Annotated in this window: 39 protein-coding genes; 20 read left to right on the forward strand and 19 right to left on the reverse strand. The window is 54.7% G+C overall.

What is annotated here, in order from left to right:
• Positions 1-21 precede the first annotated feature (21 nt).
• The 15 genes from EBB_RS20915 to EBB_RS20985 all read right to left on the reverse strand — a co-directional run bounded on the left by EBB_RS20915 (position 22) and on the right by EBB_RS20985 (position 9,086).
• Positions 22-1,029, reverse strand: a complete 1,008-nt coding sequence (locus EBB_RS20915; RefSeq protein WP_192395644.1) for a phage protease — start codon at positions 1,027-1,029, stop codon at positions 22-24.
• Between the two features lie 231 nt (positions 1,030-1,260).
• The gene (locus EBB_RS20920) at positions 1,261-1,503 is read right to left on the reverse strand and encodes a hypothetical protein (protein ID WP_192395645.1); all 243 of its coding nucleotides are present in this window, start codon (positions 1,501-1,503) and stop codon (positions 1,261-1,263) included.
• A 193-nt stretch (positions 1,504-1,696) separates the two neighbouring features.
• Complete coding sequence (locus tag EBB_RS20925) at positions 1,697-2,101, reverse strand: DNA-binding protein (protein WP_192395646.1); 405 nt, start codon at positions 2,099-2,101, stop codon at positions 1,697-1,699.
• Positions 2,102-2,103: 2 nt separating this feature from the next.
• Positions 2,104-2,556, reverse strand: coding sequence for a regulatory protein GemA (locus EBB_RS20930; protein ID WP_192395647.1), 453 nt, complete (start codon positions 2,554-2,556; stop codon positions 2,104-2,106).
• Positions 2,549-2,722, reverse strand: coding sequence for a hypothetical protein (locus tag EBB_RS20935; protein ID WP_192395648.1), 174 nt, complete (start codon positions 2,720-2,722; stop codon positions 2,549-2,551). The genes EBB_RS20930 and EBB_RS20935 overlap by 8 nt, the downstream gene beginning before the upstream one ends.
• A complete protein-coding gene (locus EBB_RS20940) occupies positions 2,722-3,231 on the reverse strand; it encodes a host-nuclease inhibitor Gam family protein (protein WP_192395649.1) in 510 nt (169 codons plus the stop codon). The genes EBB_RS20935 and EBB_RS20940 overlap by 1 nt, the downstream gene beginning before the upstream one ends.
• A gap of 69 nt (positions 3,232-3,300) precedes the next feature.
• Positions 3,301-3,855, reverse strand: a complete 555-nt coding sequence (locus EBB_RS20945) for an HI_1489 N-terminal domain-containing protein (protein ID WP_192395650.1) — start codon at positions 3,853-3,855, stop codon at positions 3,301-3,303.
• Positions 3,852-4,217, reverse strand: a complete 366-nt coding sequence (locus tag EBB_RS20950; RefSeq protein ID WP_192395651.1) for a hypothetical protein — start codon at positions 4,215-4,217, stop codon at positions 3,852-3,854. Before EBB_RS20950 ends, EBB_RS20945 begins: the two co-directional genes overlap by 4 nt.
• 10 nt (positions 4,218-4,227) lie before the next feature.
• Positions 4,228-4,431 carry a hypothetical protein gene (locus EBB_RS20955; RefSeq protein WP_192395652.1) on the reverse strand — a complete coding sequence of 68 codons (204 nt, stop codon included), beginning with the start codon at positions 4,429-4,431 and terminating at the stop codon, positions 4,228-4,230.
• Positions 4,428-4,847 carry a hypothetical protein gene (locus EBB_RS20960; protein ID WP_192395653.1) on the reverse strand — a complete coding sequence of 140 codons (420 nt, stop codon included), beginning with the start codon at positions 4,845-4,847 and terminating at the stop codon, positions 4,428-4,430. Before EBB_RS20960 ends, EBB_RS20955 begins: the two co-directional genes overlap by 4 nt.
• An 8-nt stretch (positions 4,848-4,855) precedes the next feature.
• The gene (locus EBB_RS20965) at positions 4,856-5,794 is read right to left on the reverse strand and encodes an AAA family ATPase (protein ID WP_223146894.1); all 939 of its coding nucleotides are present in this window, start codon (positions 5,792-5,794) and stop codon (positions 4,856-4,858) included.
• The gene (locus EBB_RS20970) at positions 5,791-6,114 is read right to left on the reverse strand and encodes a hypothetical protein (RefSeq protein ID WP_192395654.1); all 324 of its coding nucleotides are present in this window, start codon (positions 6,112-6,114) and stop codon (positions 5,791-5,793) included. The genes EBB_RS20965 and EBB_RS20970 overlap by 4 nt, the downstream gene beginning before the upstream one ends.
• Positions 6,115-6,122: 8 nt before the next feature.
• Positions 6,123-7,784, reverse strand: coding sequence for a Mu transposase C-terminal domain-containing protein (locus EBB_RS20975; protein WP_192395655.1), 1,662 nt, complete (start codon positions 7,782-7,784; stop codon positions 6,123-6,125).
• An 11-nt stretch (positions 7,785-7,795) separates the two neighbouring features.
• On the reverse strand, positions 7,796-8,854 hold the full coding sequence (locus EBB_RS20980) for a hypothetical protein (protein ID WP_192395656.1): 1,059 nt from the start codon (positions 8,852-8,854) through the stop codon (positions 7,796-7,798).
• Positions 8,847-9,086 (reverse strand): helix-turn-helix domain-containing protein, encoded by a 240-nt coding sequence (locus EBB_RS20985; protein WP_223146895.1) that lies wholly within the window; start codon positions 9,084-9,086, stop codon positions 8,847-8,849. Before EBB_RS20985 ends, EBB_RS20980 begins: the two co-directional genes overlap by 8 nt.
• A gap of 20 nt (positions 9,087-9,106) precedes the next feature.
• Here EBB_RS20985 and EBB_RS20990 point away from each other — a divergent pair, with 20 nt between their 5' ends.
• The 6 genes from EBB_RS20990 to EBB_RS21015 are packed head-to-tail and all read left to right on the forward strand — an operon-like array spanning position 9,107 to position 11,561.
• On the forward strand, positions 9,107-9,547 hold the full coding sequence (locus EBB_RS20990) for a helix-turn-helix domain-containing protein (protein ID WP_192395657.1): 441 nt from the start codon (positions 9,107-9,109) through the stop codon (positions 9,545-9,547).
• A 15-nt stretch (positions 9,548-9,562) separates the two neighbouring features.
• Positions 9,563-9,808: a hypothetical protein gene (locus EBB_RS20995; protein WP_192395658.1), complete on the forward strand. Its 246-nt coding sequence runs from the start codon at positions 9,563-9,565 to the stop codon at positions 9,806-9,808.
• A complete protein-coding gene (locus tag EBB_RS21000) occupies positions 9,809-10,294 on the forward strand; it encodes a hypothetical protein (protein WP_192395659.1) in 486 nt (161 codons plus the stop codon).
• 12 nt (positions 10,295-10,306) lie between these two features.
• The gene (locus EBB_RS21005; protein ID WP_192395660.1) at positions 10,307-10,798 is read left to right on the forward strand and encodes an HNH endonuclease signature motif containing protein; all 492 of its coding nucleotides are present in this window, start codon (positions 10,307-10,309) and stop codon (positions 10,796-10,798) included.
• Positions 10,799-10,808: 10 nt separating this feature from the next.
• Positions 10,809-11,207 (forward strand): hypothetical protein, encoded by a 399-nt coding sequence (locus EBB_RS21010; protein ID WP_192395661.1) that lies wholly within the window; start codon positions 10,809-10,811, stop codon positions 11,205-11,207.
• Positions 11,208-11,222: 15 nt separating this feature from the next.
• On the forward strand, positions 11,223-11,561 hold the full coding sequence (locus EBB_RS21015) for a VpaChn25_0724 family phage protein (protein ID WP_192395662.1): 339 nt from the start codon (positions 11,223-11,225) through the stop codon (positions 11,559-11,561).
• Between the two features lie 302 nt (positions 11,562-11,863).
• On the opposite strand, the gene EBB_RS21020 is transcribed toward EBB_RS21015, so the two are convergent.
• Genes EBB_RS21020 through EBB_RS21035 form a run of 4 tightly spaced genes read right to left on the reverse strand, consistent with a single transcriptional unit; the run spans position 11,864 to position 13,583 of the window.
• A complete protein-coding gene (locus EBB_RS21020) occupies positions 11,864-12,562 on the reverse strand; it encodes a DUF2786 domain-containing protein (RefSeq protein ID WP_192395663.1) in 699 nt (232 codons plus the stop codon).
• A complete protein-coding gene (locus EBB_RS21025) occupies positions 12,559-12,732 on the reverse strand; it encodes a hypothetical protein (protein ID WP_192395664.1) in 174 nt (57 codons plus the stop codon). The genes EBB_RS21020 and EBB_RS21025 overlap by 4 nt, the downstream gene beginning before the upstream one ends.
• Positions 12,717-12,950, reverse strand: coding sequence for a hypothetical protein (locus tag EBB_RS21030; RefSeq protein WP_195880899.1), 234 nt, complete (start codon positions 12,948-12,950; stop codon positions 12,717-12,719). The genes EBB_RS21025 and EBB_RS21030 overlap by 16 nt, the downstream gene beginning before the upstream one ends.
• 3 nt (positions 12,951-12,953) lie before the next feature.
• Positions 12,954-13,583, reverse strand: a complete 630-nt coding sequence (locus EBB_RS21035; RefSeq protein WP_192395666.1) for a DUF7338 family protein — start codon at positions 13,581-13,583, stop codon at positions 12,954-12,956.
• A gap of 144 nt (positions 13,584-13,727) precedes the next feature.
• On the opposite strand from EBB_RS21035, the gene EBB_RS21040 reads away from it, so the two are divergent.
• The 14 genes from EBB_RS21040 to EBB_RS21105 all read left to right on the forward strand — a co-directional run bounded on the left by EBB_RS21040 (position 13,728) and on the right by EBB_RS21105 (position 24,235).
• Positions 13,728-13,898, forward strand: coding sequence for a hypothetical protein (locus EBB_RS21040; protein WP_192395667.1), 171 nt, complete (start codon positions 13,728-13,730; stop codon positions 13,896-13,898).
• 2 nt (positions 13,899-13,900) lie between these two features.
• The gene (locus EBB_RS21045; RefSeq protein ID WP_192395668.1) at positions 13,901-14,227 is read left to right on the forward strand and encodes a DUF4406 domain-containing protein; all 327 of its coding nucleotides are present in this window, start codon (positions 13,901-13,903) and stop codon (positions 14,225-14,227) included.
• Positions 14,224-14,559, forward strand: coding sequence for a hypothetical protein (locus EBB_RS21050; RefSeq protein ID WP_192395669.1), 336 nt, complete (start codon positions 14,224-14,226; stop codon positions 14,557-14,559). The genes EBB_RS21045 and EBB_RS21050 overlap by 4 nt, the downstream gene beginning before the upstream one ends.
• Positions 14,556-14,885: a hypothetical protein gene (locus EBB_RS21055; protein WP_192395670.1), complete on the forward strand. Its 330-nt coding sequence runs from the start codon at positions 14,556-14,558 to the stop codon at positions 14,883-14,885. Before EBB_RS21050 ends, EBB_RS21055 begins: the two co-directional genes overlap by 4 nt.
• 2 nt (positions 14,886-14,887) lie before the next feature.
• Positions 14,888-15,382, forward strand: a complete 495-nt coding sequence (locus tag EBB_RS21060; protein ID WP_192395671.1) for a DUF1804 family protein — start codon at positions 14,888-14,890, stop codon at positions 15,380-15,382.
• A complete protein-coding gene (locus tag EBB_RS21065) occupies positions 15,375-15,962 on the forward strand; it encodes a hypothetical protein (RefSeq protein ID WP_192395672.1) in 588 nt (195 codons plus the stop codon). The genes EBB_RS21060 and EBB_RS21065 overlap by 8 nt, the downstream gene beginning before the upstream one ends.
• Positions 15,955-17,649, forward strand: a complete 1,695-nt coding sequence (gene terL / locus EBB_RS21070; protein ID WP_192395673.1) for a phage terminase large subunit — start codon at positions 15,955-15,957, stop codon at positions 17,647-17,649. The genes EBB_RS21065 and terL overlap by 8 nt, the downstream gene beginning before the upstream one ends.
• Positions 17,639-18,022: a hypothetical protein gene (locus EBB_RS21075; protein ID WP_192395674.1), complete on the forward strand. Its 384-nt coding sequence runs from the start codon at positions 17,639-17,641 to the stop codon at positions 18,020-18,022. The genes terL and EBB_RS21075 overlap by 11 nt, the downstream gene beginning before the upstream one ends.
• Positions 18,015-18,281, forward strand: coding sequence for a hypothetical protein (locus tag EBB_RS21080; protein WP_192395675.1), 267 nt, complete (start codon positions 18,015-18,017; stop codon positions 18,279-18,281). Before EBB_RS21075 ends, EBB_RS21080 begins: the two co-directional genes overlap by 8 nt.
• Positions 18,278-19,864 (forward strand): DUF935 domain-containing protein, encoded by a 1,587-nt coding sequence (locus EBB_RS21085; protein ID WP_192395676.1) that lies wholly within the window; start codon positions 18,278-18,280, stop codon positions 19,862-19,864. Before EBB_RS21080 ends, EBB_RS21085 begins: the two co-directional genes overlap by 4 nt.
• Positions 19,861-20,169: a hypothetical protein gene (locus EBB_RS21090; protein WP_192395677.1), complete on the forward strand. Its 309-nt coding sequence runs from the start codon at positions 19,861-19,863 to the stop codon at positions 20,167-20,169. Before EBB_RS21085 ends, EBB_RS21090 begins: the two co-directional genes overlap by 4 nt.
• On the forward strand, positions 20,166-21,464 hold the full coding sequence (locus EBB_RS21095) for a PBECR2 nuclease fold domain-containing protein (protein ID WP_192395678.1): 1,299 nt from the start codon (positions 20,166-20,168) through the stop codon (positions 21,462-21,464). Before EBB_RS21090 ends, EBB_RS21095 begins: the two co-directional genes overlap by 4 nt.
• Before the next feature lie 104 nt (positions 21,465-21,568).
• The gene (locus tag EBB_RS21100) at positions 21,569-22,090 is read left to right on the forward strand and encodes a phage virion morphogenesis family protein (protein ID WP_192395679.1); all 522 of its coding nucleotides are present in this window, start codon (positions 21,569-21,571) and stop codon (positions 22,088-22,090) included.
• A 672-nt stretch (positions 22,091-22,762) separates the two neighbouring features.
• On the forward strand, positions 22,763-24,235 hold the full coding sequence (locus EBB_RS21105) for an MBL fold metallo-hydrolase (protein WP_192395680.1): 1,473 nt from the start codon (positions 22,763-22,765) through the stop codon (positions 24,233-24,235).
• Positions 24,236-24,460: the final 225 nt, after the last annotated feature.

Genomic DNA, 24,460 nt, shown 5'->3' on the forward strand with positions numbered 1-24,460 from the left:
TTTGAATGACGGTGCCGGCAGTTAGCGGGCGTGTTTTTTCTGAGTGGCCAGGAATTCTTCTTCCGTCACACCCATTTTTTCAGCAACAGCCTTTTGCTCGGCGGTCAATGCCGCTGTGCCGGTGGTATGTCCGTCGCCGGCTTGGCGCTGGGTGATCGGCAACGGTGCGGTGGTCTCCAAGAATTCGGATAAAGCCGCCAGGGTTTGTTTTTCGGCCCACGGTTTCAGCGCGGGAGCCATGCGGCCATCGGTCAAGGCAGCGGTAATCAGGTCGGTTTTTTGTTGCGCTTCGGTAGCTGCTTTAGTCTCATTGAGCTGTTTGTTCAAAGCAGCCAACTCGGCAGTCACGGTGTCGCGCTCGGTTGTCAACGCGGCAACCTGGGTTTTCAGCGTGTCGCGTTCGGCGGTCAATGCCGCCTGCGCGGTTTCAATTTGGGCGTGCGTCACGCGCAGCGCGGCCAGTTCTTCTTCGGGTCTTGGCATGTCGGTAGTCTCCGGATTGAGAGCGGGTAAAGAAAAGCGTTTGGAAAGGGTGGCCAGGCCGTCGTCATCGTCCAGACCGTCCAGGCCGTCGATGGCGGGCGTGTTGGTCAGCGCAACGGAAATGACGTCCAGCACTTCGCCGGTGGCGCTGTAGTAATAGAAAACGGCGGAAATGTAGCGGTACTCTTTGTCGGCGATGCGTTGCTTGGCAGTGGTCGTCCAGTCCACGCCGATGGCGTACAGGCCCTTGCCGTCGCGCCACTCCATATCGTGGAACCAGCCGGCGGCGATAACGGGTTGACCGTTGTATTCGGCGCGCAGAGATTGGTGTTCGTAGTCGATCAGCGTGTCGTTCTTACGGTCGCGCAGACGTTGAATCACGTTGGCGGCAATCGTGGCGTCTAACAACCAGGCTTCGCAATCTTCCGGCCGGCCATCGGCGGCACGGAACGGACCAACCGGCAGCAAATGCGCTTCCGCCGGCACAGTACCGGTAGCAGCGATTTCAAACGCAAGGGAAGCGACTTTGACAGCAGGTTTGGACATGGCGGCCTCAACAAATCAGTTGAGGCGATTGTCCGGGTTTTAGATGGGCTTGCTCAGGCTGGAAATGTTTCCTGGGGAAACAGGTTAGTACTCGAATGAGTATTGCTAACTAATCCATTTGGAATAGCGGCAAAACCCCGTTTAAAAACGCTAAGGCGCGTTTAAACATTTTTGGGACGGGTCGTTATGGCGGGAGATTGGCTTTTGGGGCTTAGAGGGGCTGTATTTCGATTAGAGCGGCTTTTCAATAATTCCAGCATCCAGGCATGAAAAATAGGCCGCGTTGAGCGCATCGATTCGACTCGGCTCAAAGCCGCTTTGCCATACTTCGCCGTTTCTGACTCGCCAGCTCCACCCTGTATTCGTCTCGCGGAACACTTCGGCGAGCAACTCTGCATTCTTGAACAGTCCCCAGTGGCCGGCATCGGGGCCAACGGCTTTGGATGTGATTATTAGCTGCGACTTGTCAGACATGATGCGCTCCTATTGATTGCGATAATTATAAACTAAGCCCCGTCTCGTGGGGCCATGCCGATCGATGCACCGGCGGGAGGTAGTGCGCCGGGTCGATTGCGGGTGTTTTTGTTAGTAGCTCACCGCCCGCTGGAGCCATTGCCCCCGAGGGGCTTGTTCATCACCATTGCGAGGTCATCCTCGGCATGGTCGGTCAATCAAATAAACTCATCTGCCGCTCGTCGCCGTCGCCTTCGCGGCGGATGTTGGTAATCATGCGCACGGTCAAGTGATAAGCCCGCGCTTGCTGTGCGGCGCTTTGCCAATCCTTATTCGCGTTGATCAAAGCGTTGCGATGCCGTGTCCATAGCTTGTCGATCTTAGGCAAGCTGACGCGGTCGTTGCTATCCAGGTGTGGCGCTAGTTCGGCGCGCAGACGTTGTAACTCTTCGTCGCTGAGGCCCAGCTTATTGGTGTGGTATTTCGGCAGGTTGACGACTTGGCCGCCCCAGTCCCGCAGCCATTCCTGCGCGCGGCCGTAGCCGAGCGCACGCACTATCGCCCGCAACACGGGCGGCAGTGTGGCTAACAGTTCGTGGGAGACGTCGGGGCGGTCCATTGCTATCTTGCCATCCAGGCTTTGAGTGCTTCGATGATGGCCTGCCGCTCGGCGTCGGTCAGGCTGTCCAGGTCGGGGACGTTGTGCGCGGTTTGACGCGCGCAGAACGCCAGCAGGGCTTGGCGACTGGCATTATTCACCCTGCCGGCGTGGCCCAACTTGCCCCACAGCTTAACAATCATGCTGATCTGCGGCGATACGACCATAGGACGGCTTGACGTAGACGGCTGATACGTTTTACGGCGTGTCCAGCCGCGTGCGGTGTAGTCGTCCAGCACGCTGGCCAGCTGCGGCACGTTGAGGCTTTTAGCCGATACCCGGCCTTCCACCTCAATCGCGCCGTGGCGCTGCAATACGATGCGGTGCATGTCATCGTCCCAGCCGGGCAGCGTTTTTTCTGCCCAGCGTTTGGCGATGCCGACCTGTTGGAGGTAATGCTTGACCAAGTCAGTCATCACGGCTCTCTAAAGACGCCGCCAACTCATCGGCTTCGGCGTCGCACCGTTGCGCGGCCTGCATATCGGCGCTATACGCCGCGCGGCTATCGGCATGATCAGCAGAGGTCCGCAGCTTTTCCGCGCGCGTCCGCAGGTCTTGAATGCGTTCTTGGGTGGTTTGCATCACGCCACCTCCTGCTCGAACGGCGTGACGGCAAAATCTTCCACACCCTTAACGATGGTGATGCCGGCTATGCCGGATACCGCTTTGGGCTCGGCCAGCATCGCGTCTTTGTTAGGCTCTTCCTTGGTGCGGATGAAACGATCCAGCTTGAGCGCTTTCAGGGTCTCCAACACTTTATCCACCGCGCGAATCGACACGCTGGGCGGACGTTGCCGCCAGCTCACTTCGCCGGTAATCAAGTTGGCGGTTTTGCCGCCGTCCTTACATAGATCGGCGCGGTTGGCCTCGCACCAGGTTTGAATACCCGTCAGCAGGCTATCGATGCGGGTTTTCAGCGCTTCGATTTGCACTTTGCGGCTGTCGGTAATCGCGGCGATTTCGTCGTTGATTTCGGTTTCAACACGCGTCAGCTCGCGTTGTACCAAGCCCAGCTCGCAGATCGTTGACTGAGTGTCTTCTTTGGTTTGGCAGACGTAACCGGCTGCCGGGGCTTTGTGTTTTTTGGCCATGTTGGGCTCCTATGGGTAGGGTACGCATTGCGTACCGTTGAGGTGATTGTTTGGTACGCGGTGCGTACCCTACGAGGTGTCAAGCGGTGCCACGCCGCCTTTCCAGTTAGCCGGCGGCTTGGACTTGGTTTTCTTTTGCGCCTCAGCGGCCAGCTCGGCGACCGATTTCGCCGCGCCGCCGACGTTGCCGCGGTTGCGGGCCTGCTCAATCTTGTCTTGCTCCAGCTTGGCTGCCGCCCGCTCGCCGCGCCCGGCGATCATGCTCAGCAGGTAGCCGTTGGATTTGAGCGGCAGCACTAACGATTCGGGACGGTTGACAACCAGTTTCATCATCTCCGCTTCCCAAATGCCGGCCGGTGCTGAGTAGGCAATGCCGTTACGTTTGATTTGCGCGTCCTTGATCATCGGCGCAATCTCTTTGGTCAATGCGAAGCGGCGACTCCAGCGCAGTTCCTGCTTGTTGGGCTTGAACAACTCTAGGTAGCGCAATAGCGCGCCGACCAGGCTGATCGGCAAGCCGTTGAGCAGGCCGGTCCACTCGTTGCCGGCTACCATTTCCAGGGCCTGGACGATGTCCACGTCCTTACCGCAGTAAGGGCAGGGAATGGCGCAAGCGTTGCTCACAATCGGCACTCCAAGCCGGCCATGGCAATCACCGGCGCAGCCAGCCAGCGGTACAAAATAAAAACCGTCGTCAGCACGGCAATCAAGGCGGTGGCTCGGGCTGTGAATAGCTGCCAATCTTTTTCCAGCAACTCTGCGTTTTGCTGGACAATCGTCTTATTCAGCGCGATCAGCCGATTTGATCGGTCGGTTTCCATGCGCTGTTTGTTGGCATGCAAGTTGGCACGGGTCGCTTCGCGATGCTCTTTACGGGCGTTGATTAGGTTGGCATCTGGCAAGCGACGAGCCAGCTGGGCGGCCTCTCCGGGTGTCACTAAATTTTCTACGCTCTTAATCCGGCTTTGGGGTTTAACTGTTTTCATGTTGACTCTCCTAATGCAGCTGCTGGATTTGCTTGGGTGGTAAGGCCTGTTTGCCGTACTGCGGGTGGCGCTCCAGGTATTGGGTAACGTTGGCGTACATGGCCGCGCCTAAGAGTATGGCCGGCGTATTGACCTCGCCGACTTCCGGCACTTCAGAGCGGTTAATCTCCACGCCGTCGGGCGTGTCGCGTAGGGTGATGATGACGATGCTCACGCTTCCTCCTTTTCCTTTGCTATGGCACAATCAATTTCGAAATCGAGGTCTTTACCGTTCAGCACCACGTTTTCCGGCGTCAGCCCGGCAAAGACGCCCCCTTGCTCAATCGTGTCGAGCGAGCGAGTGCGTAAAAACTGATACCTCTCGGCATAGGTATGCAGTGGCGGCTCGATTTGCTCTTCTTCGATAAACTCCAGAGCATCCCGGCGCAAACGGGATATCCTGGCTTGTATGCAGCAGCATGGGCACCAATCAAACGTGACGTCGCTACCTTTTGGACCTTGATTAGTGATCGTGCCCAGCGTTCCGGCTTTTACCAGCCAAAAGGCGTTGGCGGCGTCTCTTGTCAGCCGGATGCGGCAACCCTTCCAGTCGCGTTTCAATTTGGGTGGATTGATAGTTTTGATACTCATAAATCCCCCTACGCCACCGATTGCAAACACAGCGCCTGCTTGGCCACTGCATCCACCAGGGCCACGTTCAACTCGCGGCCGTTGCGGAATTGCTGGATCGCGGCGACCAAGCCCTCGATCAGCATCCGCGCGCTGCCTTTGCTGTAGGCATACAGGCGCTTGACCACGTCGTCCGTCACATCCTCATCACCAAACGCGGCCTGCACCAAAGCGCCGGCGTCGTCGGCGGTGATGCCCTTGATGGTTTCCGGCCAGAAACCGGTGCGGCTGCGGATTTGGTGGAACTGCCCCAGCTCTGGCTTGATGATGCCGGTCAGATATTGGGTACCGACTAGCACGATGCCGATATTGGCCAGGTCACGTAACCGGCGCAGGGTGTGCAGCACATGCGGCGTTAGCGTGTCGGCCTCGTCTACAATCAATAGACTGTCGGTATCTTTAACGCTGGCAATAACGGCGTGAAACTTGTCGTCGATGCTGCCTTTGCCTTCATACCCGGCCACCGTGCGCGCCATCAACTTGATCAGGCTTTGCACGGTCATGGTCGGCGTGGCCTCGATCAAGTAGGTGTTGGGCGTGGTGCGTTGGTAATGCTTGACGGCAAAGGTCTTGCCAGTGCCGACAAAGGCGCTCAGCACCGCAAAGTTGCGGTAGCGGCGGGCCATTTGGCAGGCAGTCAGCGCCAATCTAAAGACACTGGTTTCCACCGGCGCCAAGGCATCGCTGGCGGTGTCGTCGGCGTGCTTCATGGCGTTAGCGACGTTGACCAGCATCTTGCTGGGGCTGGTGGCGTAGCTGCCGCTGAGGATCTGGCTCAGCGTGCTGGACGATACGCGTGCCAGCCGGGCCAATGCCGCTTGTTTGTAGTCGCGCTCGGACAGCCACGCTTTAATCAGCTCGATTTGGCTTATGTCGTCCGGCGTGTAGTGCTCGGGGTAGGTGCTCATAGAAATAACCGGCCTTCCTCGTCGCGGAGGGTATTAATGTATTTATCCGCGTCATCGTAAAAATCGATGAGGTTAGTCACATTGGTTTTCGTCAGAAATTCGCGATCCAGTTTGCTCATGAAGCGCTCGATTCGTCCTTTATGCATCGGCTTGGTTTGTGCAGTTCGCAAACATTCAGCAAAGGCATTTTGGTAATCCAGCGATACCACCTCGTGGTTATCGACATTCATGGTGATTACAATCCAAAGGCGATCGATTGCCAGTTGGTCCACTAGCTTGGGTTTGACGCGGAAGGCGTCGGTAATGGTGTTGGTGCTCATGGGGTTACCTACTCAAAGTTAAAAAGATCAATCTCAATGGTTTCCGGCAGCGCCGGGGTTTGGTCTAACAAGGTTTGCGCGTCGCTGGCGACGGCGTCGGCGTCGATAACCAGGCCGGCGCGGACTCTCAATTCGTCCAGCTTTTTCTCGATGCGCTTGGCTTGATCCACCACCCGCTTATCGCGGCGTTCTTCCAGGCGGGTTTTATCCACCGCGTCGATGGCGTTGATCAAATCCGCGTCGCAGATCCAGCGGCCGTCCTGGGTGCGGACCACCGCCACGCGGTTGTCCATCAGGTCGTACTCCAACACCACCTGCATGTGGTTGTAGGCGTGCAGGTCCGGATGGCCGTACTGACGCTTGTTGTGGGTGATGCTGGCCCGTTTGACGGTCAGCACCACCGCTTGGCGCTTCATTTCCAGCAGGTCGGCATGTGGCGGCAGCGGCGACAATTCGCCCCATAGCTGGGCGCGGCTAACCTGCTTGTTCTCCGGATGCTGGCGTTGCACATAGCGGTCTATCCAGGCGTTAAAGGCCTCGGCAAACTCCATCAATGTCGGCGCTTGCAGCTGGCCGGCCTTGACTGACTTAAGGGTGTCGGCGCGGGCTTCGTCACTCATGTCGTCGCCGCAGTAAAACGCCGGCCGCCAGGCTTTTAAAAAGTCGCGTTTCACCTCGACAAAGAAACGCTCGATCCAGCCTTTACCGTGCGGGTTACCAGGGATGGCGTGTATCACCTCGATGTTATGGCGAGCATAAAAGCCGGTCATGTCATCGCTCATCAGCTTGTTTTTATGGCCGGAGCCGTTATCCACGTACAGAAACAGCGGTACGTGGTTCCAGCGGGCGAAGGTTTCTGCCCACAAGTTCTGCACGGCCGTGGTGCCTTCGTGCTCGTCAGCCCGCCAACCCACGATAAAGCGGCTGCGCATATCCATCGCCACGGTCAGCTCAGGCCGCCAAGGAAACTTGCCGTCGATGGGATTGACCAGGTAGATGTCGGCCATGTAACCATCGGCCACGTAGACGTCACCCGGCAAGGCGCGCTCGGTGCAGCGGCGGATATAGGCCTTCTCGGTCAAGCGGTACAAGCGCCGACCAATCCGCGCCGGGCTGTGGCGGCCCAGCATGGCCGGCACGCTGCTCAAGTAGTTGCGCACTTGGTCGTAGGTGCAGGCAAAGCCGTCCACCTCGCTCAGTTGCCGCCACACCACCGACATTTCCGGGTTGCTGGGCTGGTTGAAATATTCCAGCGCCGGCCCCCACCAAGCGGGTTGTTCGGTGACGACCCGGCCTTTGTGTTGCTCCAACAGATCGACTCTGCCGCCACCGGCGTTGACCACTTTCAGCCACTCGAACAACACGCTACGTGTGGGTGCCGTGCGGTTGGCTTTGGCGGCGGTTTTCATGGCGTTTTGTAGGTAGGCATGCAAGGAGCCGGTTTCCGCGCGGGCCAAAAGTGTCTCGATAGCCTTATTGGCGCTAAAGCCGTTGCGCTCCATATCCAACACCGTGTTAACGATGTCGAACCGCGCCGTGGCGACCGCGCGCTGGCTGTCGTTGGCCTCTTTCCAGGGGTCGCGCTGGCGTAGCGCGATAACCTGAGCAGTGGGCCGCACGGCGGGGCTATTACTGTCCATCCTTTGTACGAGTGGGTTGGTGTTGCGCATGGGTCATACCCTCATTTGCCCTTGTTGCTGGGCCGGCCGACGCGGTTGGGCCTGGCATCTTCACGCTTGGCCTTGGCCGCTTCGTGTTTGCGCTCGATCAGCGGGTAATCCAACAGCCAGCGCTGCGCTTCGTCGTCGGTGAGCATGTGGTAACCGGTAATGGCATTCGGCAGATCGGTCAGACTTTGCAAGCGGATATGCTCTACCAATGCACCGGCGCGGGCGGCAATGACGTTGGCGGCTATCCATATCTGCTCGATGCGCAGGTTTTTTTCGGCGATGTGATCGTCGCTCAACTCGCCGGTAAACACCGCTTTCAGGCTGCTTAAGGCCACTTCGCATTCGGCTTGATACGCCAAACATTCTTCGCGGACCGTGTGGGTTTTCCAGTGAAACTCGTAGTCGCGGTTGTCTCGCTTTTTGAACTTGTCGATCAGGGCGTCGCGGTGCTCAACCTCTGCATTCAATTGCTGATTGCGCCGCTCGGCGGTTTTCAGCAGGTCGCGCAGTTGGTCGTAGGTCATGGTTTCGGCTTCGTCGAGCACATCGGTGCCGTTTTCGGCGACGCGGTCTATCACCTCCTGCGGCATCTTGGCGAGTAGCAATACTTGCTTCTTGCCCAGCTTTAGCGCTTTGGCACGTTGGCTTTCCGGTAGCCTGGCGTAGTATTTAGCCAAGCGGATGCACTCGTAGACTCGCTCCTTGGTCAAGCCATGATTTTCTATAAACTGTTGAAATGTAACGAGTGCGCCCGGCGCACTCGACATTTTTAACGACTCCTGCGCCGCCCAAAACGCCGCACCCGCTTTGCAGGCCTGCATCAAACTGTTGTTCAGCGCCTCGGTGCCGACGGCCACATATTCCTCAACCGTCAAGGCGGCCATGCCAAAGTCTGCCAAGCAGATTTCCAGCTGGTTGCGCTCAGCATCCGTTTGATTAGCGGGCATGAGGGTATCGCTATTCACCAACTCGCCATCAACAAAGGTACGCACTGGCGGCAACTCCATATCCAGCTCGCCGTTGGCGATTGGTGCCGCACCAATTCCTAAATCAATTTCCGGTTCAAGCATTTGCTGCCTCCTTAATCAATTTGTTTAATTTCTCCGCAATCTCGCGGCCTTCGCCAAAGTGCGCGCGGCTAGTGCCCCGAATAACATTGGATGCATTGCGATAGCCGTAGCCCTGGTCTTTTGCCCATTGCTTGAGCGTACTGCCTTGTTTTCGTAGCGCGTGAAGCGCCGCGTCTCTATCGACTGCTGCTTTCATGTGATAAGCTCCGTTGTGTAATTCAGTTGCGTACATTGTGGTACTCGATTGAGTACTTGTCAAGCTTTTTTGGTGTTTATATGAGTACTTTTGGTGATCGATTGAAAGAAGAGCGCGAGCGCCTGCGGTTGAACCAACCGGCGTTTGGTGAGTTGGGCGGTGTACGCAAACAAGCGCAGTTGCATTACGAAGGTAATAAGCGATCGCCGGACGCGGACTATCTGGCAGCGATAGCCGCTGCCGGGGTTGATGTGGCCTATGTTTTAACTGGGAAACGGGCATCTAATGTGGCAAATACACCGACGGAAGTAGCACTGCTCGATAACTATCGACACAGCGCGTTGGATGTACAGATTGGGGTTAGTAAATTATTGGCGCAAACCGGCGGTGCAGTGGAGCGGTCTGAATCGATGCGTTATTTACCAGCGCCGGGGGGATTAATGACAGGTATGCAATCGGATGCTGTGCATAGCGTTGATCCAAATAGCCCCGAATAACTAGAGCGTGCAGCTATGGGCGGATTAATCGGCTACCTTGGTTTACAAGAATGGTGGCTATCAGAATTCACCGAAGCCGAACGCGATCATATTGAGAAAAACGGCTTTGGCAAACCAACACTGACTCATGGAGTGATTCAAGCTAGCAGCCATACGCCGCATAGCCTGATAATGGCTATGACCAGCTTTTGGCAACCGACGGCTGAGGATGAGCGCTTGATTGTAAAATTAATAATAAAGGCACACCAAATTGGAGGATGAATGAACAAAACACTGAAATGGCATGAAGTAGTGAGCGGCCTAATTATAGGCGTGGCTGCCGTGGCGTATTTGGCAATGAAAGATATGCAAACTCCACCAACAGTCGCACCGCCAATTACTGTAGCGGAGCCGGTTAGCGCAACGCCTGTACCGGAGTACCCGTATGGTGTCGATCAAACTGACCAAGATAATTTTGGCCAAGTCATGCAACTAGCTCTGCACGGCAATTACCAGGCGCAACGTAACGTAGCCTATGGCTTCTCCGCGCAGCCCTATCACGGTCAGCAGAAAAACCCCGTACTAGCCTGTACCTGGTATTTGGTCGTATTGAATTCTGGCAGTTCGCATTTGGATCTGAGCGATAGCGGAAACGCTCAGACAGTTTGCGGAAAACTGGAACCGGACTTATTGGAAACCGCCAAACAACAAGCAACCCGCTTCGCGGCAGAGATCGCGGAAAACACCAAACTTGGAAAACTAGACTAAAACGGAATTTTTATGAAACATGCGATTTTGATGATTACAACTCTAACCGCTACCTTTATAAGCTGCGCCAATGCCGGCCAAGTGCGCAGCCAAGCTGCCATTAGCGAGTTTAAATATGCGCATCCTTGCCCAGCCAATGGCAATACCAAAGGTGCATGTCCTGGCTATGTGATTGACCATATAGAACCTCTGGCCTGTGGTGGCGCTGACGATCCGTCGAATATGCAATGGCAAACGGCGGCAGACGCTAAAGCCAAGGACAAATGGGAGAGATCAGATTGCGACGGGCTTATGGATGTTAAAGGCCGCCGCTCTTCATCCAGTCTGTTCGGACGGCATAAATCGACCACTCGCCGACATTCTTCGGGTGGATCAGGGAACTCCGGCAGCGCATTAAGCGCACCTAGTGGTAGCGGCAATTACCACATAGGTCCGCGCGGCGGCTGCTATACATATGGTGGCAACGGCAAAAAGCAGTATGTCGATCATTCTTACTGTAGTTGATGGGAATCCAATGTCTGAAATTGAATATCGTGATGTAACTGGGGTAACCGTATATTTTTCCCAAGAGAAGATTTCCGAATTATTAGCAGCAATGTCGCCAGAACAACTGCATTTCTCAGGCATGCTGGCGAATACACTCCAGCACCCACACGAAATATGGAAAGCCATGCACGAAGATGAAGCGAACAAAGGTCAATGGCATTGGGTAAGGTCTTATGTGCATTACCTTGATTTGTCTGCATCTGATACGGATGCCACTTTTGGTATTGCTGTCATGGGATTTGCCTATCGGTCTCGCTGGGATCTTGAAACGGTTGGCTTGTTACTGGGAAATGAGGCAATCATCATGGCGAAAATCAATAAAGATATACGGTCTGGCAGTTGTGAATACTCTGCCAATCGCCATTAAAACTTTACTAAAATTATGAATTCCCCACAAAGTGATGAATTTAACCAAAAGCTAAATTCATTTAGAGAATCTGACATAAGATATTTAATATTGCAGATACTCAGCCAACAGCCTATCTATACTGCAAATCAAGAGTTGCTCTTATTTGCATTACGCGAACTAGGTAATGCCATCAGCCACGAACAGATTTATATTGAATTAATATGGCTTGAAAAAGAGGCAGAGGTATTATCTTGCAAGACTTTCAATCAAATGCATATTGCAAAATTAAACGTTTCCGGTCTTGATGTAGCTAATGGGACAAAAGTTATTTCCGGAATTAGAAGGCCCATGCCTTACGAAATCGTTGGTTAATTTTATCGCCTGTCGACTGGCGGCGGATCATCCCCCGCCGGCAGTCTCAGCATATTACGCCAGACCCGGTTAAAGAAACGAGGATCGGTGGTGACTTCATACCATTTCGTACCACCGCGACTTTCATAGTGGGCTTTGATGCGCTGGTAATTGCGGTCAACGCGGGCTTGCCAGGTCATTTGACAACTATTGTGTAAACCGTCCAGAACAGGCCGGTTACAAGGCCAAAAAAGAAAGATGCTAGGGGCTTCTGGTATAAATTGTCAGTACACCGAAAATTAACCACCACCCAATAAGATTAATCACGTAACCCCCGACAGCGCCCTGCGCTTACCCTGCACCGGCTTGTGCAGCGAGACATCCGCCGCTGCTTGGTAGCCGGCTGCACTAGCCTGCCAATCATTACTGTGTTTTGCCGATGCGCCGGGTCGGGTATCTTTACTCAGTGCGTTACCGTATTTTTGCTGTTCGAAGGCGGCGATGGCTTGTTGTTCGGCTTCGTTGCCGGCAAAGTCGTTTACCTGTTTGGCGATGCGGCGTACCCAGGCTTGACAGAACAAATCGGCGCGGCGGATTTTGGTGGCGCGTTTCAGGCGTTTGCTTTGGCTGGCGTTGAACTCCGTGCGGTCGTGCAGGACATGGCGGCGCAGCACGTCGTAGGTGTATGCCGCCAGTTCCGGCTTGATGCCGAGGCCAAAAAAACGCACCTGAGTATTGATACTGATGAAACCCAACTCGCAGACCACGCCGCAGCCAAAGGCCTTGGCAATGATGACGGACAGATCGCCCAGATAGGGCGGTAGCTTAAACGCCGCACCGGTATCGACGATTTCGTCATGTACATTCGCTGCTGCCACGTCGCCGCTGGTGAGGTTGTATTTTTTCATCAGCGCGTCGGCTTGGCGCTTGGCGGCCTCGGCTTCCGCCGGGTTGTCGCTGGCCGCTAGTGCGAGGCACTTGGCGATCTTGGCGGCGATCTTTTTCAGTTCGTCGGCGGTCATTGGCGCACCACATCAATTCCCAACGCATAGCCGATTTGCGCGGCTAGTGCTTCAGCTTGTTCCATGACTTCATAGCCATCTTCATCATGGTTATAGCTACCTACTAATACGCCATTTGCATAAATATCGACCTGGTCTTCTTCTTTGATTTCGATCACGATACTTTGCATGGCGCAAATCCTCCCGGCATCACCACCCACAGCGTTAAGCACGGCAGCAGATTGATACACATGCGTTTGTTGGCCGGCGACCAATGCGCGCCGATCCAAATGGAGCCTGGACGGATCAGCCAGCCGTAGCGCCAGGTGTTGATAGGGTCCGGCACCTCTTGGTAAGGGTCGGTGTCTCGCTGCATAGGTCGTGCGGGCCTAGTGTGTCGCTTAGCCATGGCTTACTCCGGCTTGTCGTCTTTAAAACGGGTCGTCAGCGTAAATTTGCAATAGCCGTCTATCTCGCCGAACAAGGACCAGCCCCAGAACAGGTTGAGATACTGGTTGCCCACGGGGATATAGGCGCGCAGCATCCAATAGCCGTCGTCTCGCAGCCAAAACCAGCGGGTGTTTTGTATCGCCAGGTTAAACAGCTCGAAGACGCTGTCATTGCGGCAACCCAGGACGTGATAGTTAAACCAGTTAAAGCCGTTGCGGCGTAGCCAAGCAATGCGGTTTTCATCGCTCAATGGGTCCGATCCGGCCGCGATGTGCTTAGTCTGCCAGTCGTTATCTCCTGACAGAGGATTGTCCGGCGTCATGAACCAGCGTAACCAGGGGTGCAAGTCCAGCTTGTTTGCCGTGCCGAACCATTTTACGGCCACCCAGGCCAGCCACGGCCGCACAAAAACCACTAAAAACACGTGCAGCGGCAGATAGACCAGCCATTGCACAAGGCGACAACCAAACCGAAAGCCGAGCACGGCTGTAGCCCACAGCCGCACCAGCCGAATGGCTACTGGTAATATTTTATGCATCAGCACCAGCGAAGCGCCGAGTAGATGCGTCACTAAGTAAGCAAAGGTTTTCATAGATTCTCCGGGGTGTGTATGTGTGCCGCACTTTACGCCGCAGCATTGCACCCGCCAGCCCTGGAAACGTTTCCCGGCCTGTTTAGCACCTCGCGCGCGCGTAAGCTCTCACCATCTGCAATGCATCAATCACTGGGAGGCGAGATGAAAATTAATTGGCATGAAGCATCGACCAAGCGCGGCTTGGTATGCGTGGTCACTGGGCTGTTGGCAGTGGTGTTTTGGTGGTTTGGTAAAGACGTGCAGCCGGTATTGGCTGCCGGCACGTTTGTGGCCGGCGGGTTGGGCGTGGCATTGCCCGACAGCCAGGTGTAACCATGCCGAGACTCTATCTAGCCGGACCGATGACCGGCATTCCTGATTACAACTATCCGCTGTTCAATGCGATGGCCGAAAGGCTGCGCGCCAAGGGCTTTGAGGTGGAAAATCCTGCCGAAAACCAGGCGCCGGCATGTGGTAGCTGGGCGGGCTATATGCGTTTGGCGCTATCTCAGCTAATGACCTGCGAAGTGGTGGCGTTTCTGCCGAACTGGGAAGCGTCGCGCGGCGCACGTTTGGAATATCAAGTGGCTAAGGAGCTGGGCTTAAAAATCTGCCTGGTTGACGATCTATTAAACCCGGCTGTATGCAAGGAGGCCGCATGAATCGAAAACAAATCGTCTTTTTAGCCGAACGCATTAAGCGTGGTTACCGCGCGATAAGGGCTGCGGCGACTATTCATTCCGCATTGACTATCGAGCACTCGGCATTGGCACGGTCATTTATTTGTGAGACCGCGCTAACTCATCAGGTTGACGCGGCCGTCAATCAAAGGCTTGAGGATATGTACCGTGAAAATCAATGTGCGGTTCGCGAGTTTTGGTTAATGCACGATTCCGTAGCTGAACTGCATGAACAGCTACTTGATGCGATGAACAGCGGCATATCGCACCGGGAGTTCCTAAGCATTGTGCGTTGGATAGAGGAGGCCGCATGACTGACCAAAACACTAACGAAGTCGCCCTGGCGCAACAGATCGGCCATTTGACCGGTGAAATCCGCACGATGCATCAAGCGATACTGACGAGCTTGGAGCATTTGCGCGAGGACATGCGTCGAGTTGAGACGGCTAGCAATGCGCGCATTGATCGACTGGATGACAAATTAACAGCCCGGCTGGATACGGTGAATACTCAAATCACCGATTTGCAAACAGAGGACAAACGCATCATCGCTAAAGTAGCCCGCATCGGTGCTTTCGGCGGCGGTGCCGGCGGCGCGCTGGTGGCCGGGATGGTTGAATTGCTGAAACGGATGAACTGAGCATGGCGCACACGCCTGAAACGCGAACCAACGTTAGGCGCATGTACATCGAAGGCATGGCGCTAACGGCTGCTGCCGCTTGCTGCAATGTCAGTTACGACACGGCGCGCGAGTGGAAACGGCTGGGTAAGGAGCGCGGCGACGATTGGGACACGGCGCGGGCGGCGTATCGCGTCAGCGAGCAAGGCATCGACGAACTGAATAAGAACATGGTCGAGGATTTCGCCAGGCTAGTGTTGACGACAACCCGCGAGCTGGACAATTCGACCATTCCCGCCCACGAGAAAGCCGGCGTGCTGTCGCAGCTGGCTGACGCGCATTCTAAATTTGCCAAGGCGTTTTCGCGCATTAATCCGCAGTTTAGTGGGCTGAGCGTGGCGCTGGATACGCTGAAAACCATTGTCGATCTGCTGCAAAAGCGCGATCCGCAAGCCTTGCGGGCCTTGCAGCCGCATATTGAGGAGATTGGGGCGGTGTTGGGGAAAAGGTATGGTTAAGCAAGTTACCGTTTTATTTGCCCGTCAGGACTCCATTTACAAAACACTGGATGGTGTCGATGTTTGGGACGCGCAGCGTGACGCGCTCAATTGGCCGGGCGGCGCGCCGGTCGTAGCGCATCCGCCATGCCGCGAGTGGGGACAACTTAGTCATATGGCCAAACCTCGCGCGGATGAAAAAGAATTGGGGCTGTGGGCTGTCGATATGGTCCGCAAATTTGGGGGAGTGCTTGAACACCCCCGGCAATCGAAATTATGGCCAGCAAAACAACTCCCGTTACCCAATCAAGTTGATGAGTTTGGCGGTTGGACGTTACCGATTTTTCAATGCAATTTTGGCCACACGTGCGAAAAACCAACGTTTTTATACATATGCGGGATTACACCTGATCAATTGCCGTTAATGCCAATAACGCCGGGCCCGCAGGCTAAAGTAATTGCCAAAAGCCGTCAGCGAAAATCACCGAGCAACCCGCAATATCGAATGGAATGTACCAAGCCTGAGCGAGAGCATACGCCGGGCCCACTAGCTAAATTTTTGGTAGAAATCGCCCGTCGTTGCGAGGCTCGCCATGTCTGAAACCCTCGACATCCAGGAAGTCCGCAACTGGCGCGAGTTTGAAAAAGAACTGGCGGTGCTCGGCGAGCAGATCCGTCAGCAAATCGAGCTGGAGTGCGAGGCGTTTGCCACCGATCCGGCGGCGAGTAAGGAGCGGCGCGAACGTGCCTGGCACGATTACGGCTATTTTTGCAAAACATACTTTCCACACTATGTGCCGACGCCGCATTTCAGCGCGTTTCACCAGTTTATTTTCGAGCGTTTCCCGGCCTGCATCGATAGCCAAGTAGACGCCCGCGAAGTGCATCAAGCGCCGCGCGGCGAGGCTAAATCGACCTACGAAACCCAGTTGGGTTCGCTGTGGTGCATCGTCACCGGCCGCAAGCACATGATCGGCATCATCATGAACACCGAGGAACAGGCGGCAGAGATGTTGGAGAGCATCAAGGCCGAGCTGGACACCAACCCGCGCTTGGCGATGGACTTTCCGGACGCCTGCGGTCGTGGCCGGGTGTGGCAAGCCACCACCGCCATCACCGCTGGCAACATCAAGATCCGCATTGGCGGTACCGGCAAGAAAATCCGGGGTATGAAGCACGGCCCGCACCGGCCTGACCTGATCTTCCTGGACGACTTGGAGAACGACGAAAACGTCAAGGATAAGGGCCAGCGCGATAAGGTGCAGAAGTACGTTTTATCGGCGGTGCTGGGTTTGGCCGGACCGGGCGGCGGCATGGATGTGTTTTGGGTGGGTACCAGTTTGCATTACGACGCTGCCATTAACCGGGTTTCCCGCGCGCCGGGTTGGCGGCGGCGGATATTCCGCTCAATTCTGAAATGGCCGGACCGCATGGACCTTTGGGACCAATGGGAAGCGCTGTATACCCGCAGCGGCGATGACGACGAAAAAGAGCAGTTTGAAGCCGATGCAAAGGCATTTTACGAAGCCAACAAAGCGGCGATGGATGCCGGCGCGGTGTGCAGTTGGCCGGAAGTGCGGCCGCTGTACCGGCTGATGTGCATGCGAGCGATCAATCACGATGCCTTTTCTCAAGAACAGCAAAACGAGGCCGGTAACGACGAGAACGCGCCATTTAAAGGCGTGCAGTTTTGGGTTAACCGATTGGCCGATTGGGTGTTCTTCGGCGCGATTGATCCATCGCTGGGCAAGAAAGGCACGGTTAAAGGCGACCCGTCGGCGATTCTGGTCGGTGGTTTGGACCGCAAAAAGATGGTGCTGGATGTGGTGGAAGCCGATATCGCCCGCCGGGTGCCGGATTTGATTATCAGCCGGGCGATTGATTTGCAGGTTGAGTACGGTTGTTTGGCCTGGGCGCTGGAGACGGTGCAGTTTCAGGCGTTTTTGCATAGCGAGCTGATCAAGCGCGCGGCGTTGCTGGGTATAGCGTTCCCGGCTATTCCGGTGGTGCCACATACTGACAAGGGATTGCGCATCATCGGGCTACAGCCGTATGTCAACAACGAGCAGCTTCGGCTGCACCGCAGCCAGTCCACACTGATCGAGCAATTGAAGTTCTGGCCGGAAGCGGACCACGACGACGGCCCGGACGCGCTGGAAATGCTGTGGCAAATCGCCAAACAGTTTGGCGGCGAGTGGAATTACACCCCGGCAGGCAGCGGTCGCCGCCAGCGGCGCTCCACCAGCCGGGGGAATAGCGATTATGACGAGGATTGGGATGATGATTGAGGCAGAGTTTGATATGAGCGAGTTCACCGAAGATGAGCTGGCCGAGATATTGAAGCGCGTCGAAGATGAAAAATTGAAGATTTTGCATCGGCGCGATTTAATTCAAAAAAGGCATATCGGGCATTTAAACAACGTTGCCCTACTGCAGATTGCAGCTGATTATTTGGAGTGGCTGTATACCAGTGGACGCGGGAATACGTTCTCAACATTTGTTAATGAATTTGGTTATGACTCTATGTTGGCCAGAGCTGTTTTTGGGCAGATCGGAAATATATACAACGAAATGGAAAAAATGGCTTTTCCAGGTGATGCCTTGTTTAGCGATGTTGATTACCACAAACCGCCGTATGTAGTGGAGAAGGGAGATGATTAAACAAGCTAAAGCCGCCCTGGCCAAGCTAGCCAACCTCAGCAAGAAAAGTTTGTTGCCGATTGAGTTTAAGAAGGTTATCGGTCGCACATACCTTTCTATTCGCCTATCCGATGAACTGTGGTTCAGCACAACCAAACTGGGTCGCGCGTATCACCTGCTTCGACTGGGCTGGTTCTCTTATAACGAGGGCACGGCGCCGGTTTTCTCGATCAATTTATTGTGGCTAAGTATTCATGTCGCAGTCGTGAGGTCAGCATGATTAAACAAGCCAAAGCCGCCCTGGCCGCGCTGGCGGGCGTCAGCAAGAAAGGCCTGCAAGTGTTGCAGGCCGGCGCCCGCTCCACGCAAAGCACGCCGATGAATTACAACAGCGTCAACACGCTGGACCCAACCCGGCTGGCCAACGCCTTTGCCCAGGCCGATCAGGGTTACATTACCGACCAGGCGACGTTGTTCGAGCTGGTCGAGGAACAGGACGCGCATATATTCGGTGAGTTAGCCAAACGCCGCCGCGCGGTGACTGGGCTGGAGTGGGATCTGCATCCGCAAGACGATGCCACGCAGGCCGAGATCGACCGCACTAAGGAGCTGAAAGATATGCTCTGTCAAATTAAAGGCGAAGACGATTCTGGCAAGCGTAAATATCAGAGCTTTTCAGATGTATTGTTCGATTTAACCGACGCTATCGGCAAGGGCCTGGCATGCCAAGAGATCCAGTGGCGCACTGGTGCGGAATGGGTACCCGCAGCGCTGCATTGGGTGCCACAGCGGGAGTTTCAGATTGATATCAACAGCGGCGAGTTGATGTACCGGCGCATGGGCATGCCGGAACCGCTACGCGATTGGGGCTGGGTGATTCACGAGCACCGCGCCAAATCCGGTTACATCGAGCAAGCGGCGCTATTCCGCGTACTGGCCTGGACCTATGCTTATAAAGCCTACAACGCGCGCGACATGCAGCGCTTTTTAGAGGTGTACGGCATGCCGCTGCGGCTCGGTAAGTATCCGGCCGGCATCGGCAAAACGGAGCGAGACCAGTTGCTAAAGGCGGTACGCAATATCGGCAACGACGGTGCCGGCATCGTACCCAGTACGATGAGCATCGACTTTGTCACCCAAACCTCAACCGGCAACGTCACTGACTTTTTAAATGCCATCCAATATTGGGAGCGAAAACAGTCCATGGCGATTTTGGGCGGCACGTTGACCAGCCAGGCGGATGGCAAGACCAGCACCAATGCGCTGGGCCAGGTACATGACAAGGTCCGACGCGAGATTATGCTGCACGACGTGCAACAAATTCAGCCGACCGTCAACCGCGATATCGTCTTGCCGATTGTGCTGTTAAACGGCATGTTTGCTAAAGGCCGCATGCCGGAGTTTAGATATGACACCTCGGATGAGGTGGATCAAAAAGCCATGGCCGAGGTGTTGGACTTAGTAGCGGCGATGGGCATGGAGGTTGACGTGGATTGGGCGCATCAGGCGCTGCAGATCCCGAAAGCGGGCAAGGACGCGAAGATTTTGACGGTGTCCGGTAAGTCGCCGGCACCGACTCAGGCGGGCGCGGCCTTGACACGGTTGGCGGCGCTGGCCAAGCAACAAGCGGCGGGCGATATCGCCGGCAATTATAGCCAGCAACTAGCGGCGTTGTGCATGCCGCATGAAGAGGCCGCAATTCAGCAGATTGCGGCGGTGGTTGCGGCTGCCGGCTCGTTTGACGATGCCATTGCCGGGATTGAGGCGTTGAATTTGGATAGTAAAGCCTGGGCTGGGTCATTGCAGTTGGGGATGGCGGCGGCGCATTTGGCGGGACGGGATGAAATTGGCGGTGCAAAATGAGCGTGCATATCGAATGGACGCAGGGCATTGCGCGGACGTTCGATCCCGGCAAACGATTTGAAGACGCCGCGCCTTTCGTTTCGGTGGTGAAATTGGACAAAATCGGACCGGATACGGTGTTGCTGTCGGCCGATTTATCTCAGCGAAAACTAACGCGCGGCGATATCGCCGATTTGAAAGCCGAATTAACCGCGGCCGGGTTTGAGTTGGTGCATTGCTGGCGCAAGATCGGCCGCAAAGTGCCGTATGGCGGGCGAGTGATTCGTACCCGAGGCAAGCTGGCACTGTGGGAGATTGAGTTGTGACAGATGCGCCGGCCAAATTGCCATTTTCCGAGGCGATTGATTTTTACAAGGCCAAGATCAAGCTGCCGACCGCCAGTTGGACCGATATATGGGAACAACAGCATAGCCATGCGTTTGTGGTGGCCGGCGCGGCCCATGATGCCCTGGTGGAGGACTTTTATAACGCGATCCACGACGCCAAGCAGAATGGCGGCGGGTATGATGATTTTAGGACGCAGTTTGATGACATCGTGGCTAAGCACGGCTGGAGTTATAACGGTTCGGCGGGTTGGCGTAGCAAGATCATCTATGACACCAATATTAACCAGTCGTATAACGCCGGGCGCTGGCAGCAAATGATGGCCGTGAAGCATCTGCGGCCCTATTTGGAGTATGACCATACTTCTATCGAGCATCCGCGACTGGAACACAAGGCATGGGATGGTTTTATTTTTTCAATCGACGATCCGGTTGTTGATGTGATATCGCCGCAGAATGGTTGGGGCTGTCGGTGCCGGTGGAATTCGTTGTCACAATGGGAGGCTGAGCAATTGTGGACAGCCAAGGGCATGTCCGGACCTGACAATTTGGTACTCGAATGGGAAACCAAGACGGTAGGCAGTAAAGGTGCGTCGCCGCGCACTGTGCGGGTACCGAAAGGGATTGATCCTGGGTTTGCGTATAACCCTGGCAAGGCCTATTTAGAGCCGTTGACGGTGCCGCCGTTGACCGGTTACGACGCAATTTTAAAGCAGCGCGACAAGCCGTGGCCGACTGGGTTTAAGGTGCCGGAAATGCCGAAGCCGACTAAAGTTTCGCCCAACATTCTGCTGCCAGCCGATATCGCCCCGGAAGTGGCGGTGGCGGAGTTTTTGTCGATTTTCGGGGCGACGATGGAGGACGGGGCGGCGTTTACTGATGCAGTTGGCAGCACGTTGGCCATTACCAAAGCGCTATTCAACGATGGTTCCGGGAATTTTAAATGGTTGGCCAAGCCGGAAAAGGCGGGCCGGATGCAATATGCCAATTTGGTGGCGATGGCATTAATCGAGCCTGATGAAATTTGGTGGCAATGGGAAGAAGATCAAAGATGGACTAATGATAATCCCGATAAACCTAAGCGCTGGCGGCTGAAACGACGCTATCTGCGAGCGTTTGAAGTGGATGGAACCGGCGAGTTTGCTATTTCTGCGTTTGAATGGGGTCGAACAGGTTGGTTTGGTTCGACTGCGTTTATGGCTGAGCCGAGCAGTGCAAAGCAGCGGTTGAAGTATTTTGACAAGCAACGCATTGGCCGGTTGCTGTTTAAGAAGTAACGGCCGGCTGGTGCTGTAAGCCGGTCTGTGGTTTTGGTTGGGTCTGCCGTACAGTCGGCCAGTCTCCTATCGCCACGCACTCATTATATATAGAGGTAGGGATTATGCAATTTGAGATTGAGTTTGATACCAGCCATTCGGAGCGAATTATGGAAGCCGCCCGGCGAGAGATTGCTACACCGGGCGAAATGTTGGGCAGTATCGGCGAGTCGTTGTTACGGGTGAATCGGAAGCGGCATGAAAAAGGCGTTGATCCACAAGGGAATGATTGGCAACCTTTGTCTGAATTGACGCTAGCCGCTGGCAATAGAAAAGGTGGACCGCTGAAAAAAACCGGTCGAATGCTTGCCAGTCTGAATTATCAGGTTTCAGCGGATACGTTGATTTTGGGTTTTGATGGGGCTAGGGATGCAAAATTGGCGGGTTTTCATCAAGGAGGAACTGAGCCTTATTTGATCACACCGAGACAACGTAAAGCATTGGCATTTGGCGGCATGGTGAGACGGCGGGTTAATCACCCAGGATTGCCGAAGAGGGAGTTAATTGGGTTTCCAGATAGCGATAAAAATCTGGTTGAACATGTGACTATCGATCATCTCACACTGGTTTTAAACCGAGTTCGATAAGGTAATAAATGATGTTTAAACGGTATTTATTCACCAATCGCGAGTGGTATTTTTCGGCTATTACCAGGAATATTCTCCCGAATTGATACCGTTTTTGTCCGGAATTCAATAATTTTTGTGTTTTGGCTGAAAACTAGAGTTTTCGGGGCGTCCGGGGTGTTTTGTGTTGGTTAATCCTATCCGTTTTTCACCTCCTCCCTTCTAAGGCCCATGATATTTTTGCAAACGACATAAAAGGTTTCCCTGGGTGACAAGCTTAGGGAAATTCTATCCAGCGCCAGACTCTCTTTAAAAACGATATATTTCGATGTCTATTTCAGATATTGGCATAAAGACAATATGCGGAAGACGCACTGCCAAGCACTCCCGTGTGTTTTTATCATCGGGCCCGACACGGCACACCGAGCTGATTCTGCATAAACACCTGAGCAGCAAACATTGTTAGTTGAGCAGCATATCGCCCTTCGTATCACCCGAAATCATCCACTGACAGACCAGCGTTGGCGGCGTACCGTTAAGCGGCACAGCTCTTGCTGATCTCAGCTCCAATTGAAATCAATTAGCGCCGGAAACCTAGTAGCGAGATTTACCAACCGGCCAGCATTGGCTGGCAGACAGCCTATTTTGACCCGCGCCGAACCCTACACCTATTTCAAACCAACAGGAGTTAACATGCATAAATTGCTATACCGAACGGCGGGTTTAACCGCGCTTATTTTCACTGGCTGTAGTTCGCTGCATCAAAACAGCATCCAATTAGCCAGCGATGCCGCAGGCGTCACGAACCTCAAATCCATCGAATTTAGCGGCACCGGCCGTTGGTACCAATTTGGTCAGGCGCCGAATCCCGACCTGCCCTGGCCGCCGTTTGCCATCAAAGACTACACCGCCGACATCAATTACGAGACCGCCAGCGCCCGCGTGCAAATCAGCCGTTTGCAAGAGATTGAGCCGGGGCGGAATCGGCCGCAACCCACCGAACAAAAGGTTGATCAATACGTCAGCGGCGCTTATGCCTGGAACATTGCCCCCGCTGCTGCCGGTGCCACCAGCGCTAACCCCGTCATCACCACGCAACCCACCGCTAGCGAAGAACGCGCCGCCGAAATATGGGCCACGCCACAAGGATTTTTAAGAGCAGCGCAACGCCATCAGGCCAAAATTGAAGACAAAGGCAGCGACACCGAAGTCAGCTTTACTTTGGACGGCAAATACCGCTACCAGGGCACACTGAATGCCCGCCACCAATTAACCAATGTTAAAACCTGGATTGACAACCCCGTGCTTGGCGACACCTTGCTGGAAACCCAATACAGCGACTACAAGGAATTTGACGGCGGCTTATTTCCCAGCCATATCGTGCGTCTACAAGGCGGCTATCCGGTATTGGATTTAAACGTCACCACGGTAAAAGCCAACCCGCCAGTGGACATTGCGGTGCCTGCCGAAGCAGCCAAAAAACCGAACATTATCGTCGCAGCCAATAAACTTGCGGACGGCGTGTACTATTTGACAGGCGGTACTCACCATAGCGTCGCCATCGAACAGCTAAACCATATCGTGCTGGTAGAAGCACCGCAAAACGAAGAACGCTCCTTGGCGCTGATCGAAAAACTCAAGGAGACCATCCCCAATAAACCGATCAAATACGTGATCAATACTCACGCGCACTTTGACCACAGCGGCGGCTTGCGCACCTTCGTCGATGCCGGAGCCACTATCGTCACCCATCAGCCCAATCAGGCATATTACGAGAAAATCTGGGCCGCACCGCATAGCATTAACCCCGACAATCTGGAGAAGTCCAAAAAATCTGCAAACTTCATCAGCTTTGCCGGAAAACAGGTGATTTCTGACGGTAAACGCAATATTGAAATTCATGCGTTGGCTGAGAATAGCCACAACGACGCTTTTATTGCGGTGTATTTGCCCAAGGAAAAGATATTGATCGAGGCCGACGCCTACACACCGCAAGCCGCTAACGCGCCGGCACCTTCATCCGTGAACCCTTATTCGCTGAATCTGTATGAAAATATTCAACGGCTGAAATTGGAAGTTGGACAGATTGCTGCCTTGCACGGTCCACGTGTGGTGACCTTAGGGGATCTGCGTAAAGCCATAGGCATCACCAAAGCTTCGCGATAAGCAGATCAACAATTGAGGCACTGGCTGAAGACAGGTGCCTCAATCTCAGCGCAAACAGGCCTGACTCAGAACTCTTTCGATGCTGGAGAGCGCTGAGCCGGTGCCTCAGTAACAAGTGGGTTCTGCCCCGCCATCAACACTCTGCAACCAATCGCTGCTGAATTTCAAACAATCCCCCGCCGCAAGCGCGGCTAGACCCTTTAAAGCGCCACCTTCCCAAAGTTG

Source organism: Methylomonas fluvii, from assembly GCF_014850975.1.
Lineage (GTDB): Bacteria > Pseudomonadota > Gammaproteobacteria > Methylococcales > Methylomonadaceae > Methylomonas > Methylomonas fluvii.